Below are 14,455 nucleotides of genomic sequence, written 5' to 3' on the forward strand. Positions count from 1 at the left end.
TTGACGTTTGGTGGCGAGCCGCGTTGCTGGGCCAACGTGTGCGAGGCAAGGCGCGGGATGCCGCTAATGGTTGTTCCCTTAGCAAATCCCGCAACGCAGCCTCGCGCACGTTGGCACGCAACCCGAAGGGACGGGGCCCGCTTGGTGCAGGGCTGCGTTGCTCGGAACTTATTTGGAACAACCAAACCGCGTTCCTCGCGCCTTGCCCTGCACCAAGCGGGCATCCGTCGCGGCCGCCACCAAACGTCAACAGACCCTAGCGCGTGACCCTTGCGAAACCTTGACCCATATCAGTCAATCGCGTCTGTCGATGCCACGACGGTTTGCGCGTCGCATCAAGGTCAGTAGAACAAGTTCTCCTGCCGCAGTCGCGCGAAACGCTCAAGCGCTGCGGCATCGAGTGCTAGCGCGGCGTCAGGCGCTATGCCGTCGCGAATGGCTTGCCAGACGATTTGCGAGCCGATTGAGCCGCGGGTCGCCGCAATATCGAACGCACCGGGATAGAGCGCATGCAGCGTGGCGAGCAGCGCCAATCCCAGGCGTGCGACGGGCCGTTGCTCAGGCACCGGGTTGCGCGTGATGCTCACGCCATGACAGAGCTGACCGTGCCAGTTCGATTCAGTGGGCACGAAGTCGATCGGCTCGAAATGCGCGCCAACGTTGAGGGCATTCAGCGCATGGGCGAGCTGGGTCGCGTTGATCCACGGCGCGCCGATCCACTCGAACGGATGCGCTGTGCCGCGTCCCACGCTCAGTCTCGCGCCCTCGAGCAAACCGACATCCGGGTAGAGGTCCAGTTGGGACAACGTGCGCAGGTTTGGCGAGAGCGGCACCCAACCGAGCCCGGTGTCGGCGAAGGTCATCTCACGCCGGTAGCCCTGCATCGGCACAACGCGCAGATCCGCGCCAATGTGCTTGTTGCGGTTGAACAGACTCGCCAGTTCGCCGACCGTCATGCCCGGTTGCAGCGGCGCCGGAAAATAGCCGGTGAACGATTCTTGACGGCTGTCCAGCACCGGTCCGCCGAATTGCTGCGCACCGAGCGGATCGGGCCGGTCCAGCACGAACAGCGGAATGCGCCGCGCCGCCGCGGCCTCGAGTGCGTAGCCGAGCGTCGTCTCGTAGGTGAAGAAGCGCACGCCGGCATCCTGGATGTCAAAGACCAGCGCATCCAGTCCGGCGAGCGAACCGGCCGGAAAGCGCCGCGCCGCGCCGTAGAGACTGTGTACGGTGAGACCGGTCGCGGTGTCGAGGGTGTCGCCGACCCGCTCGTCCACATCGATATTCAGCCCATGCTCCGGCGAGAACAGTGCTGCCAGCCTGACGCCAGGCGCGTGCGCGAGTACGTCGACGGTGCGCCGGCCTTCGGCGTCGAAGCCGCTGCGATTGGTGATCAAGCCCACGCGCTTGCCGGCGATCGGCGCAAACCGCTGCGTCTCGAGCACGTCGATGCCGGTCTGCACCGGGCCCGTCGAGACCGGCAGGCGTTCGGCGGCACTCAGCGCCGGCAACGTCGATGGCAGCCATTGGCCGATTTGCGCGACGCTCGCAGGTGGAGCCCGGCTTGCCAGCAGCGCGAGCAACTGCGCACGCAGCGGGCGGGCGTCACCGCGGTCGTCCGGGTACACGCGGTTGGTCAGGATAACGATGAATTGGCGCGTCAGCGGATCGATCCACAGGCCGGTGCCGGTGTATCCGGTGTGGCCGATCATGCCAATCGGTGGCAGACGGTCGTGGTTCGACGCGAACGGTGCGGCCAGGTCCCAGCCGAGTCCGCGCCACGGTGGAGTCGCGAGCGGCGAGGCGGCACTGGTGAGCGCGGCGATGCTTGCTGGCCGCAGAATTTGCACGCTGCCAGCGCGCCCTTGGTTGAGCATCATCTGCGCGAAGCGGGCGAGGTCATCCGCGGTGGAAAACAGCCCGGCGTTGCCGGAGACGCCGCCCATCCATTCAGCAGTCGGATCGTGCACGCGGCCGCGGCGGATACCGGCCTTGTTCGCCAGTGTCGGTGCACTGCGGGCCGCTCGCCCGGGGTCCGGCACAAAGACCGTGTCGCGCATACCGAGCGGGCCGAAGATGTAGGCCTGGCAATACGCGTCGAGCGTGCGGTGGGTGATGCGCTCGACCAGTTCGCCCAGCACCACGAAATTCAGGTCACTGTAGATGACGCGCTCACCTGGCACGCTCCGCAGACGCTGCGCCGCAATCGCGCTCAAGACGCCTTCGCGGTCCGGATGCAGTGGCCGCACCGGCAGGTCTGGCAGCAGGCCGGAGGTGTGCGCCAGCAGATGACGAACGGTCACCGGGTCTTTGCCGAAGGCCGCAAAGGCCGGCCAATACTGTGCAACGCGTGCGTCCAGGTCGATGCGGCCGGCTTCGGCCAGTTGCATGATCGCCGTGGTGGTCGCGATGACCTTGGTCAGCGACGCAAGATCGAACTCGGTGCTCAGCGTCATCGGTTCGGGGTCGGGCGTTGTCGCGCGTTGCCCAAAGGCCTGGCGATAGAACACATGCGTGGCGTCCCCGATCAGCACGACGGCCCCCGGAATCCGTCCGGCAGTGATCTGCCCCTCGACGATCTGTGCGGCTTGCAGGCGTGCCACCGCATCGAAATCGGCGGCACCGGCGAACTGCGCCGCCACCATTGCAAGCAGCATTACCCAGCGTTTCAGCGCACCGATCAAGGGTGCGGCATATCGGCGGCGTTGTAGTGATTGTGTGGATTCCATAACATCCATCCATCGGTGCCGGCTGCATTGGCGGCGTTGATCTGGGCACTGATCGCTGCCGCATCAAACAGGCGACGATCGAATGCATAGTCGCGAAAGGCTTGCAGCCACGGACGAAAACGCACCCCCGGCAGATGGGTGCGCTTGATTGCTTCCGCCAGGGAGCGTCTGACGATCTGAGCGGGATCGCTGACCGGATTGGTCAAGCCCGGCAGCCCCCAAGTAAAACCGGACGGGTAGAGCATCGGTGAAATATAGTCGAGCGGCTCGCCGAGCAATTCGATTTGCTGGCCGATCGCGGTATCGTCCAGATTCCAGCAGACGTAGCCGAAGATGTCCGCAGAGACGAATACATTGTAGGGCGCCAGCCGTGTGCGTGCGGCCTGCAGGAAACCGACGATCGCCGCGGTCCGGTTGCGCCGGGTATTGGACAGGGCGAAGTGCAGCCCACTCTTGTCGGGAAAGCGCACATAGTCGAACTGGACCTCGTCGAAGCCCATCTGCGCCGCCTCCTCGGCGACGTCCAGATTGTGCCGCCATACATCCTGCGAAAACGGATCCATCCATTGCAGCTTCTCGAGATCGCGCCACGGTTGGCCGTCTGTGGTGTGCACGCTCCACTCTGGATGCGCGCTGGCGAGCGGGTCGTCCTTGAACACCACGATGCGCGCGATCAGATACAGGTGTTGCTCATGTAGCCGGGCAAGCAGCGCCGCAAAGTCGTGGTCCTGTGGTGCGCGCACCGTCACTTGGGCAGCCGCGCCGATGGCCTCGCGCGCCGCGCTGCGATACGGCGTCAGGCCGCGGTCGCCCTTGACGTCAATCACCAGCGCATTGATCTCGCTGCTTTCGGCAAGGCTGAGGGCATTATTGCGCAACGTCTTGTTGGTCACGCCGAACACCGACAAATACAGCGCTTTCGGGCGAAACGGGGTCAACGCGAGCGTCACAGGTGTATCGCCGGACACCTTGGCTTCGGTGCGCAAATACCCTGGAGCGCGGGCCGCAACGTTCTCCACCGCCTGAGCGATTTCGAACTGCCCGTGTTCGTCGGTACGCATCACACCCGCCGATGTGGTGATGATCGCGTCGGCGAGCGGATTCTGCGTGCTTGAGTCGAGCACGACACCCGTGACGGCCAGGGCGCCTCGCTGGCTCAACAGGGTAGTAAAGACGACGAGCAGCGTCGGGATTGCATAGCGCCTCACTGCGCTGATAAAGGTCATCGTGCGCTCTCCGTTGCGGGCATCGTCGGGGTGTTCGGTTCGCCAAGCAGGTGCGCGAATGCGCTGGCGCCGTAGGCATCGGTCATCAGAAAACGCGGCAGCGCGAGCAGCCGCGCATGCCGGTCCGCCTTGCGCGCGTCCAGGGTGAAGGCGACCACATAACCGTCGTCGGCGGCGAGTGCGATCAACTCGTCGTCGTAGATCCCGAAAGGCCACGCGAGCATGTCGATATGCGTACCGGTTTGCGCCTCCAGGCGTTGACGGGATTTGTCGAGTTGCATACGCACGAATTGCTGGAAATCTGCCGGCGTACGGTGTCTGCGCTCGACCTTGAAATTGGGATGCCAGTACGTGTGCCCCTGGATGTCAAAGAGTCCGGTCTGTTTCAGGCTGCGCAGTTGCTCCCAGGTCATTGCGTAGGAGGCGTTCGAGATCGCCGATGGATAGATGAACAGCGTGACCGGAAAACGCTCGCGCTGCACGATGGGCAGCAGTTTTTCGAATACCGAGCGATGCCCGTCGTCGACGGTGATCACCACCGGCTTGTGCGGTAGCGTCGCACTTGGGTCCTGCAACCAATTGACCACCTCACGCAGCGGCACGATGTGGTAGCCATGCTCGTGGAGGACGCGTAACTGGGTTTCGAAGGTGCTCATGCGCACGGTCATCGAGTCATCCAGCGTCTGCGAAAAACGGTGGTAAACGAGGATCGTGACGCGCGGTTCGGCGCTTGGCGCGGTAGCGTCTGCGCCCCAGGCCAGCCCGCCGATGCACACCAGCACAGCGCACACCAGAAGCCGGATCGCGCTGCTCATATAAGCCCCCCGTTTGGCAGGTTTGCCCTGATTTGATCTAAATCAATAGTAGATGTTCGTTGGCGGGCCACTGTATGAAACGACAATATTTGAGGCTTGCCGCCATGAATATCAATGAGGCGATCTCGGGCCGTCGCTCGACGCGTGAGTACACGACAGAAGCTGTTGATGAATTCATCATTCGTCGCTTGATCAATGCCGCCATCCAGGCGCCCAGCGCAGTCAACCAACAACCGTGGACGTTCACGGTGATCCGCGATCAGGAACTGCTGGACCGGGTCTCGCGCGAAGCGAAGGCCCACCTGCTCGCGACAGTGCCCGCAGGGACCCAGTCCGAGCACTTTTATTCGATGCTCAACGATCCAGGCTTCCAGATCTTCTATCACGCACCGGTGCTCATCCTGATTTCGGGGAGCGCGCCAGGTCCGTGGATCGTCGAAGACTGCGCCCTGGCGGCCGAGAATCTGATGCTTGCCGCGTACGCTGAAGGACTCGGCACCTGCTGGATCGGTTTTGCCCAGGGCTTTCTCAATACGCCGGAGGGCAAGCATGTATTGGGTCTCCCTGCCGGATCGAGGCCCGTGGCGCCGATCATCGTTGGCCATCCGAAGTCTGCGCCTGCGCCCGTCCAGCACAAGGACCCCGAGATCCGCTGGATTGGCTGAGCAGGAGGCCGCATGTGCTCAGACGGTAGCAAACGCTCCGTTTTCAGCCAGCAAGGTGGCAATCAGTGCGGTGCTGTCGAGTACGTGCAAACGGTGGGCGACACAGTCGGGGGGCAGCCGAAACGGAGGCACGCTGTCGGAAACCGCCAGGTGTTCAAACAGGGGCTTGTCGAGCAGGTCGCTGCCACCAGTGAACAAACCATGGGTGGCGGCTGCAAATAACCGGGTGGCACCGGCCTGCTGGCAGGCGAGGCCCGCATGCATCAGCGTTTCACCGGTGCTGATCAGGTCGTCGAAAATGATCGCGGTTTTACCCAGCACTTCACCCACCAGCAGCGTGCCGGTGAACGTTGCTTGAGCACGGTGTTTTTCCATCAGCGCACCGCCCACCACGCGTCCCAGTTGCCGCTCCAGGGCCTGGCGAAATTGCTCGGCGCGCTTGGTGCCGCCGGCGTCCGGGGAAACCGACACCACCTCGGCGTCGCCGACGAACCCGGCGAAATGCCGGGCGAACAATTCCGCGCACTGCACGTTCCAGGTGGGAATGCGAAAGGCGTTATCAAACGCTGCCGGGTTGTGCACCTCCAGCGCCACCAGGCGATCCACGCCGCAGGCTTCAATCATGGCCGCCACGTAGCGGGTGATCGTCGGGTCCTGAGGTTGGGTACGACGATCCTTGCGCCCGTAGCAGAGGTAGGGCGTCACGGCCTGCACCTGGCGAGCGCCGGCATCCTTGAGTGCGCCGCAAAAAAACAGCAGGCGACACAGCTTGTCGTTTGCGCTCTGCCGGTCATCCCCATACAAGGAATGGAACACCACCACCTCGCGACCGTTGACTGATTCCAACGGGCGGCATTTATGCTCGCCATCTTCATAGTCACGCTCTTCGTGGCGCGCCAGTTGACAGCCAAGCCGCTGCGCGACGCGGCTCGCGTAGTGCTCACTGCCTTGCAGGGCAAACAGAAGCGGGCGTTCGGTGAGCATGTGATGGCTCCTTCAAGGCACTGCCGTCAGTGGGCGGCACCATGACGCAGAACTTCGATGCAAAACTCCGCTTCGTAGGGCGGTACGTTGCATTCGACGATGTCATTGGCGGCAACTTGCAGATGCACGCCGACAATATCGGCATGAATCGGCTGCTGGCAGACGTGCCGATCGACCAATACCGCGGTGTAGACCCGACGCGCACCGAGTTGCGCCAGATACGCGCAGGTGCGCAGCAGCGAATGGCCTTCAAACAGCACGTCATCGACAACAAGCAGGGTGGTACTGGCGAGGTCCAGTGCGCCCAGAAGCGGGTTTTCGGTCAATTGCGTGTGTGCATGCAGCACGCTGAGATCATCGGCATAGCGCTTGACCTTCAGGGGGTACAGAGGCAGTTCCGGCTGGCCGGTCTGACGCGACAGATGGTGCTGTAAACGCTGTGCCAGCGGCTCGCCGCGGCGCTGGATGCCGATCAGTACCGCTTGAGTAGGCGGCAACAGTGCCGCAGCCTGGCGCGCCATCGCCTGCAGTACCCTGTCGAGTTCATCGCTGTCGTACACGCGCAACCGCTGACTCGCAGGTAGGGTCGGCATGGCAGTCTCCCGTTCAGGGCCGATAGATTGATCATAGCGCAAGGGGGCCGTAGCTGACGGCGCCGGGCATCTGTGCCTTGCGCGGGGACTTGATATAAATCAAGACCGGGGAGACTTCATGGGAGGATTCTGAATTTAAAAAAGGGTATTGGCACATAGCTGAGCACTTGCCGCGCGCTCATGGGTTGTAAAGGCTTCTCGGTAGTACGACTGAACCTGTCCTGTATGGCTGCCTTGCGGCGTTCTGGCGGTATGGATTTGGCCCGATGGCTTCAGGAGGTTTTCAAATGACACACAGTCCCTTACTGCAAACCACCTTGCGCGACCGGACCGCTGCCGGTCGAACCCTGGTTGAGCCGCTGCGCAAATACGCTCATCGACCGGATGTCATCGTTCTGGCCTTGCCCCGTGGCGGTGTCCCGGTGGCCTATGAAGTAGCGACAGCCCTGGAGGTTCGCCTGGACCTGATGCTGGTCCGCAAGTTGGGAGTTCCTTCCCAGCCAGAATACGCCATGGGCGCCATTGCCAGTGGCGGCGTACAAATCGTCAATGAGGGGGCGCTACGGGCTCACCCGATTGATCAGGATACGTTCGATGCCGTGGTCGCCCGGGAAACCCGGGAACTCTCTCGTCGTGAGCATTTGTACCGGTCAACGCGTGCGCCGGTGGTACTCAAGGACCAGGTGGTGATTCTGGTCGATGACGGCCTGGCGACAGGGGCCTCGATGATGGCCGCGATCCACGCTGTGCGCCTGCAAGCACCGTCGCGCATTGTCGTTGCCGTGCCCGTGGCGCCGCTTGAGACGGTCGAGGCGTTGCGCACCGAAGTGGATGAACTGGTGTGTCCGCTCATTCCCGAGTGGCTGATGTCGATCGGCTATTGGTACATGAACTTCACCCAGACCTCGGATGCGGAAGTCATCGATCTATTGCAAAGAGCCTGGCAACGCGAGTCCAGTACGGGCATTGCCCCTCGGGAGAACTCCGATGCTTGAGTCTCACTATCGAAAACTGAGCCTGGAGGACGTGGAGCTGTCAGCCGACCTGCGTTTGCCGATGAATGCTGCCGGATTGGTGGTTTTTGTCCATGGCAGCGGCAGCAGCCGTTCAAGCCCTCGTAACCAGCAGGTTGCAGAATCTCTGGGCCGCCGACGACTGGGCACGTTGTTGTTCGATTTACTCACGGAGCCGGAGCAGCGCCTGGATAACGTGACGCGGGAGCTGCGTTTCGATATCGCGATGCTTTCCCGGCGACTGGTGCAGGTGATCGACTGGATTGGCCGGGACGCGGAACTGCAATCGCTGCGGATCGGGCTGTTTGGCGCAAGCACCGGGGCCGCTGCGGCGCTGTTGGCGGCGGCCGAGCGCCCGGACGTGGTCCATGCGGTGGTCAGCCGGGGAGGGCGGACCGACCTGGCAGGTGCGGCGCTGTCCCAGGTAAGGGCGCCGACCTTGCAAATCGTCGGAGCAGAGGACCCGGTGGTAGTGCGTCTGAACGTGCAAAGCAGTCACGTTCTGCGCTGTGAACAGCGTCTGGAAGTCGTGGAGGGCGCTACGCATCTGTTTGAAGAACCAGGCACCCTCGAAGAAGTCGCCAGACTTGCTGGCGACTGGTTCGAGAGACATCTGCGTGGCACTCGTTCAGAGACCTCCATCAGTCCCTGACCGGTATCACACGCCAAACGGAAAGGTTTCGTCTTCCGGTTCCAGCGCCTGGCTTTTCGGCAGAGGCAGCGCCGTCACCGCTTGCGTCTGTTCAATCCACACCATGGCGTCAAATTGCTCGGCCAGCACCGACTCGAAATAGTGGCTGCTGCGCTCGCTTTCGGGGCGGTAAATCACCCCGATGGCCCGCTCCAGCAGAGGCTCGGACAGCGCCTTGCGCAGGTCTTCGCGCAGGGGATCTCGCCAGTCGGTCAAAGACGCGGGGACGCCGGCTTTAAGGAACTGATGTTCCCAACTGTCCGGGCGAGATGGCCGGATGTCCTTGATGAGCATGTCGGCGTCCCAGTCATCGGCTGCCGCCACCTGGCCACGGTCGGTGCTCATGCCGATCAGAACGACATCGCGCCCATAGGCGCTGCGACACAGCTGACCGATGTTGAACTGGCCCTTCCAGCCCATTTCCGTGGCAGCGGCATTGCCGATATGGGAGTTGTGCGCCCAGACCACGGCCTTGGCGTGAGCGCCTCGGTGCTCAAGCAACCCCCGCAGTGTGTCGAACATGTGCCGGTCACGCAGGTTCCAGGAGGCGGTCGAGCCTCGATAAATCGCTCGGTAGTATTGTTCCGCCGCCCGGACGACCCGGGCGTTTTGCGTGGCATCGAAGAACGCCTCGTCGTCGTGGATAAGCCCGGCCAGCTGCTCGGCCAGCATGTCATGGAGCTGCTCGACCACCGCTTGCTCGCAGGGCATCAGCCCACCACGTTCAACAAAGTGGCCGTACAACGCAGGCTCATCCTGCCAGGGAGTCAGGCAGCCATAGCGCCGTCGTGCTTCGTGTGCCAGATGCGGGTCGACCCGCTCCAGATAACTCAGGACCTCGTGGATGGAATTGCGCAAACTGTAGACGTCCAATCCGCGAAACTCGACTCGACGCTCGGGGGCGTGCTTGTGGTTGTATTGATGCAGCCAGTGGGCGAATGCTTTCACATCGGTATTGCGCCACATCCAGGTCGGGAATCGGCTGAAGATATGCCGTTTCCAGGCTGTATGGGCCAGCCCGCGGACATAATGGTCAACATGCGCGGCATCTGGCCAGTCCGCTTCAACCGCCACAATCGTGAACCCGTGCTGTTCAATCAGTCTTTGGGTAATCGCCGCCCGGGTTCGGTAGAAGTCGCTGGTGCCATGGCTGGCCTCACCGATCATCACTACCCGCGCATCAGCGTAACGGTCGAACATTTCACCGAAGGCGTCTGAATTCAATTCCGGCAGCGGTTCCGCATATTGACGTAACAGAGGGGCAATAGTGGTTCTCGCAACAGTGCTGCGCGGACCGTAAAGTTTTTCCAGCAGTTTTTGCGAAGGAGAGGTCATGAGCGTCGTCCCTATCAAGAGGAGGGGTTAACCGACGTGCAGCCCGCTGGGCTGCCTCTTTGATTATTCCTACACCTTGGTCCAGACGATTCATTGAGTTTCGTCAACAAAGGCTGCAATGCCCCAGGAGAACGTGTCTGGATCGCGCGTCCGCAGGCTGCTGAAGATGACCTGACGCGATGTGCGTGATGTGCGTTGCGGACTTGAGTGGCGCAGCGCGCGCCAGCACTTGTAAATGGCTAGCGTCTGACTAGGCTCCATTCAGGTTTAAATCGTTCGACAGTCTCTTTTCAGAGGGAGCTGAGATGAATGTGAAGGACGGCGAAGCAGGCGGGATGAAGTCGGTGGCGCAGTCGTTTTTTTCCGGGTCAGCTTTTTTAACCACATTACTCCGGCGACCGGGCACCCTGCTGGTGGCGTTATCAGTGCTGCTGTTTTGTCAGTCAGCGCAGGCCTTGCCTTCCTTTGCACGCCAAACCGGACAAAGTTGCATTGCCTGCCATGCCGGCGGGCAATTTCCCGAGCTGACACCTTATGGGCGTCTGTTCAAGCTGACGGGGTACACCAACGGCGTACAAACCAACCCCCTGGCCGCGATGATCGTCGGCGATTTCACCTCGACGCGTAACAACAGCGACGGTGCGGGCAGCTCGATTTCACCCAAAGACAAGCAATTCATCATTGATTTCGGCAGCGTGTTCCTCGGTGGAAAAATCACTGACGTTATCGGCGGCTTTGCCCAATTCACCTACAGCTCCTATGACCACCAGGACGCCTCGGGTAATTGGGTCAGTCACCTGGGCTCGGACAACTTTGACCTGCGTTATGCAGACAGCCGGCTGGATGCCTCACGAGATGTCATCTGGGGCGTCACATTGCATAACAACCCCACGGTTCAGGATGTCTGGAACAGCACGCCTGCGTGGGGCTATCCGTATGTCAGTTCAACCCTGGGCGCCTTTGGCGGGGTCCCTGCCTCGACGCTGATCGAGGGGGGATTGGCTCAACAGGTGGCGGGTATCGGTGCCTATGTTTATTTGAACAAGTCGTTGTATCTGGAGCTGACTTCCTACCAGACCGCCAAAGACACATGGCAGTTTCTGAGCCTGGGCAACAAGAAGGGCGACACCTACCATCCGTTGACGTACATGGATGGCTCAAGCCCTTATGCACGGCTGGCCTATACCTACGAATGGGGGGCCCAAAACGTGATGCTGGGGGCCTTTGCGATGAATGCCAAAATTCTGCCCCTGGACGACTCCAACAATCCGATCCATGGCCAGGGCAGTACCGAGTACCGGGACGTAGGCTTCGATGGCCAGTATCAGTACCTCCTTGAGCCCCATACTTTCACGGCACAGATACGTTATGTCAGGGAAGAAATCAGGGATGGCACCCAGACCCTCTTCGACGGACCTGCAACCCTGCGATCCTTCAAACTGAAGGGCAGTTATGTGTACGGTGGCAAGTATGGTGCGAGCCTGGCGTATACCAATGTCAATGGCAGCTCGGATGCCACGGCGTACCCGGACAGCGCCAGTTTTTCACCCGATACACAAATGTGGACGCCAGAGGTGTTCTGGTTACCGATGCAGAACCTCAGGGTCGGGCTCCAATACAACTATTTCACCCGCTATTTGGGCGCAACGAACAACTATGACGGCAATGGCCGTGATGCCAGCGAAAACGACACCACCTATCTTTATATGTGGTACGCGTTTTGATCAGTTGAACGCAGGGGCGTAGACCATGAACGCAACGGGCATGAAGAGTACTTTCAATCGATCGCATTTATTGCTTGCCCTCTGCGTGGTTGCGCTCACGGGCTGCACCGGTACGACCGAACAGGCCTCGGAAAAAACCTCGCCGATGTCCGGCATCGCCATGGTCGACAAGGTTTGCTCCATGTGCCACGGATTGACGGGGGAGTCGGTCTCACCGATGTTTCCCAAGCTGGCCGGCCAGCAAAAAGAGTACCTGAAGCTGCAACTGACTGACTTCAAGGGCCATGTCCGCAGCGATAAAACCGGGACCCAGTACATGTGGGGATTTACCCATTTGACAGAGACCCAGATCAGCGAACTGGCGGACTATTTTTCCAGCCAGAGCCCCATGAAGGCTGACGCCGACAAGTTTGATCCACGCGGCGAATTGATCTTCCGCAAGGGCTTGCCTGGCTCGGGCGTCGCCCAGTGCAGCTCCTGCCATGGTGCCGAGGGCCAGGGCAATGGCCAGTTTCCGCGCCTGGCAGGTCAACATGCCGAGTATATGATCCGCCAGCTCAAGGTGTTCCAGCAGACCGACCAGCGCCCGCGTGGCGAGCTGATGAAGCAGGTCACTCATTCCCTGTCTGACGAAGATGCCGCCTCTGTCGCGCATTACATTGCGACACTCGGGGCAAAAAAATGAGGGCCTTCGCGGCACCGGCGATGAGCCTGAGGGCACGTCGCGGTTCCAGGCCTTCAGGCACTGTCTGATCTATATCAATGACCGTGTGGCGGGATCGGCAATCCTGATCCAGTGACCTCCACTGAGTCAGGATTGCGCCATGAAGCTCACTGCGGCACCGCTTCCAGATCCGTTGCCAACCTCACCCTCTTCATCGGCCAAGGTCGGGCAGGCGATCGGCAATGATCAAATCGCTGCGATTTTTGACGATATCGCCGATCTGCTGGAAATCGAGGACGCCAATCCCTTCCGTATCCGCGCTTACCGCAATGCCGCGCGAACCCTGAGGGCTTTGACCTTTGAGGTCGCGAAGCTGATCGTGCGGGGTGAACCGCTGCCCAAACTCACGGGCATTGGGGTCGACCTTGCCGGCAAGATCAACGAAATCGTCACCACCGGCGATTGCGCTCTGCGCCAACGCCTGCGCACGACATTGCCCTTGGGGCTGGTCGAGCTGCTTTCCATTGCCGGGCTGGGGCCCAAACGCGTTAAACACCTTTATCACGACCTGGGCATCGAAACCGCGCAGCAACTGTGTCAGGCGGCTAAAGACGGACGCATTCGCCATCTGCCTGGCTTCGGCGAAAAGATGGAGGCCCGACTGTTGAACGCCGCGCAGAAGGGCATCGGCAGGGACCGCCGGTTGCCATTGGCCTTTGTGGCGCCGCTGGCCCAGCGACTGACCGAGTACCTGCAGCAGCTGCCAGGCGTTGAGGCAGCCACGGTTGCCGGCAGCTTGCGACGGATGCGCGACACCATCGGCGATATCGATATTCTGGTGGCCGCGGCACCGTCGGTGGACGTTACGGCGCACTTTATCCAGCATCCGGACATTGCCACTGTGCTGGCGCAGGGTCGCACCCGTACCAGCGTGATACTGGGCACCGGCATGCAAGTGGATCTGCGGGTGGTCGAGCCGGCGGTCTATGGCGCCGCCCTGGTGTATTTCACCGGCAGCAAAGCGCATAACATCGCGATTCGCCAACGGGCTCAGAAGCAAGGTCTCAAGCTCAGTGAATATGGCCTCTTCAGGGCAAAAAAATGTGTGGCCAGCACCACCGAAGATTCCGTTTACCAGGCGCTGGGGCTGGAATGGATGACACCGGAACTGCGCGAGAATCGCGGTGAGATTGCCGCGGCAGAGGCAGGTCATTTACCCAGGCTGATCGAGTTGAGTGACCTCAAGGGCGATTTGCATGCTCACACCCGCGCCTCGGATGGGGGCAACAGCCTGGAAGAGATGGCATTTGCCGCGCGGGAGGCCGGGCTGGACTATCTGGCGATTACCGAGCATTCGCGGTCCCTCAGAGTGGCCCATGGCCTGGATGCCGACCGGCTGCTCAAGCACATCGACCAGATCGATGCGCTCAACAGCCGCTTGCGGGGCGTGACCTTGCTCAAGGGCATCGAGGTGGACATTCTCGAAGACGGTAGCCTGGACCTGCCGGACGATATCCTCGGGCGCCTGGACCTGGTGGTCGGCGCCGTACACAGCCATTTCGGCCTGACGTTGCGTCAGCAGACCCAACGCTTGCTCAGGGCCATGGATCATCGCTATTTCACGATTCTGGCGCACCCGTTGTGCCGGTTGATCAATGAGCGCGACCCGCTGAACCTGGATCTGCCGGTCATCATCAAGGCGGCCCGGCAGCGTGGTTGCTGCCTGGAACTCAATGCGCAGCCGCAACGCATGGACCTGTTCGACCTGCAGTGCCGCTACGCCAAGGATGAAGGGGTGCTCATTGCCATCAACTCGGATGCGCATCGCACCGTTGACTTTGCCTATTTGCAGTATGGAATCGCTCAGGCACGGCGTGCCTGGCTGGAAAAAACCGACGTGCTCAACACCCGTCCCCTGAAGGAACTCAAGGCGTTCCTGAGCGCCTGTTCTGCCCGGGGATAAATGGCTATTGATGAGGATTGAAGTGGGCGATTCCTTTTCACCACCCATGGCGC

At 61.3% G+C, this 14,455-nt stretch carries 12 protein-coding genes; 6 read left to right on the plus strand and 6 right to left on the minus strand.

Annotated elements, in window-relative coordinates:
* Window positions 1-341 precede the first annotated feature (341 nt).
* The 3 genes from AO353_RS19975 to AO353_RS19985 are packed head-to-tail and all read right to left on the minus strand — an operon-like array spanning window position 342 to window position 4,770.
* Window positions 342-2,729: a serine hydrolase gene (locus AO353_RS19975; RefSeq protein WP_237142907.1), complete on the minus strand. Its 2,388-nt coding sequence runs from the start codon at window positions 2,727-2,729 to the stop codon at window positions 342-344.
* Entirely contained in the window at window positions 2,681-3,955 is a 1,275-nt protein-coding gene (locus AO353_RS19980) for a putative glycoside hydrolase (RefSeq protein WP_054596507.1), read from the minus strand. Before AO353_RS19980 ends, AO353_RS19975 begins: the two co-directional genes overlap by 49 nt.
* Window positions 3,952-4,770, minus strand: a complete 819-nt coding sequence (locus AO353_RS19985) for a polysaccharide deacetylase family protein (protein WP_054596508.1) — start codon at window positions 4,768-4,770, stop codon at window positions 3,952-3,954. Before AO353_RS19985 ends, AO353_RS19980 begins: the two co-directional genes overlap by 4 nt.
* 104 nt (window positions 4,771-4,874) lie before the next feature.
* On the opposite strand from AO353_RS19985, the gene AO353_RS19990 reads away from it, so the two are divergent.
* The gene (locus AO353_RS19990; RefSeq protein WP_054596509.1) at window positions 4,875-5,435 is read left to right on the plus strand and encodes a nitroreductase family protein; all 561 of its coding nucleotides are present in this window, start codon (window positions 4,875-4,877) and stop codon (window positions 5,433-5,435) included.
* A gap of 18 nt (window positions 5,436-5,453) precedes the next feature.
* Here AO353_RS19990 and AO353_RS19995 read toward each other — a convergent pair whose 3' ends face one another.
* Together AO353_RS19995 and AO353_RS20000 are read right to left on the minus strand one after the other, a co-directional pair.
* Window positions 5,454-6,419: a ribose-phosphate diphosphokinase gene (locus tag AO353_RS19995; protein WP_054596510.1), complete on the minus strand. Its 966-nt coding sequence runs from the start codon at window positions 6,417-6,419 to the stop codon at window positions 5,454-5,456.
* 26 nt (window positions 6,420-6,445) lie between these two features.
* The gene (locus AO353_RS20000; RefSeq protein WP_054596511.1) at window positions 6,446-7,012 is read right to left on the minus strand and encodes a bifunctional pyr operon transcriptional regulator/uracil phosphoribosyltransferase PyrR; all 567 of its coding nucleotides are present in this window, start codon (window positions 7,010-7,012) and stop codon (window positions 6,446-6,448) included.
* 287 nt (window positions 7,013-7,299) lie between these two features.
* Here AO353_RS20000 and AO353_RS20005 point away from each other — a divergent pair, with 287 nt between their 5' ends.
* Window positions 7,300-8,007 (plus strand): phosphoribosyltransferase, encoded by a 708-nt coding sequence (locus AO353_RS20005; protein WP_054596512.1) that lies wholly within the window; start codon window positions 7,300-7,302, stop codon window positions 8,005-8,007.
* On the plus strand, window positions 8,000-8,677 hold the full coding sequence (locus AO353_RS20010) for a dienelactone hydrolase family protein (RefSeq protein WP_054596513.1): 678 nt from the start codon (window positions 8,000-8,002) through the stop codon (window positions 8,675-8,677). The genes AO353_RS20005 and AO353_RS20010 overlap by 8 nt, the downstream gene beginning before the upstream one ends.
* 6 nt (window positions 8,678-8,683) lie before the next feature.
* Here AO353_RS20010 and AO353_RS20015 read toward each other — a convergent pair whose 3' ends face one another.
* Complete coding sequence (locus tag AO353_RS20015; protein WP_054596514.1) at window positions 8,684-10,051, minus strand: erythromycin esterase family protein; 1,368 nt, start codon at window positions 10,049-10,051, stop codon at window positions 8,684-8,686.
* A gap of 305 nt (window positions 10,052-10,356) precedes the next feature.
* Here AO353_RS20015 and AO353_RS20020 point away from each other — a divergent pair, with 305 nt between their 5' ends.
* From AO353_RS20020 to polX, 3 genes are all read left to right on the plus strand, one after another.
* Window positions 10,357-11,775: a cytochrome C gene (locus AO353_RS20020; RefSeq protein WP_081013770.1), complete on the plus strand. Its 1,419-nt coding sequence runs from the start codon at window positions 10,357-10,359 to the stop codon at window positions 11,773-11,775.
* Between the two features lie 40 nt (window positions 11,776-11,815).
* Window positions 11,816-12,460 carry a c-type cytochrome gene (locus tag AO353_RS20025; RefSeq protein ID WP_237142908.1) on the plus strand — a complete coding sequence of 215 codons (645 nt, stop codon included), beginning with the start codon at window positions 11,816-11,818 and terminating at the stop codon, window positions 12,458-12,460.
* A gap of 139 nt (window positions 12,461-12,599) precedes the next feature.
* Window positions 12,600-14,402 carry a DNA polymerase/3'-5' exonuclease PolX gene (gene polX / locus AO353_RS20030; protein WP_081013771.1) on the plus strand — a complete coding sequence of 601 codons (1,803 nt, stop codon included), beginning with the start codon at window positions 12,600-12,602 and terminating at the stop codon, window positions 14,400-14,402.
* Window positions 14,403-14,455 lie beyond the last annotated feature (53 nt).

It is taken from the genome of Pseudomonas fluorescens, from assembly GCF_001307155.1.
GTDB lineage: Bacteria > Pseudomonadota > Gammaproteobacteria > Pseudomonadales > Pseudomonadaceae > Aquipseudomonas > Aquipseudomonas helvetica.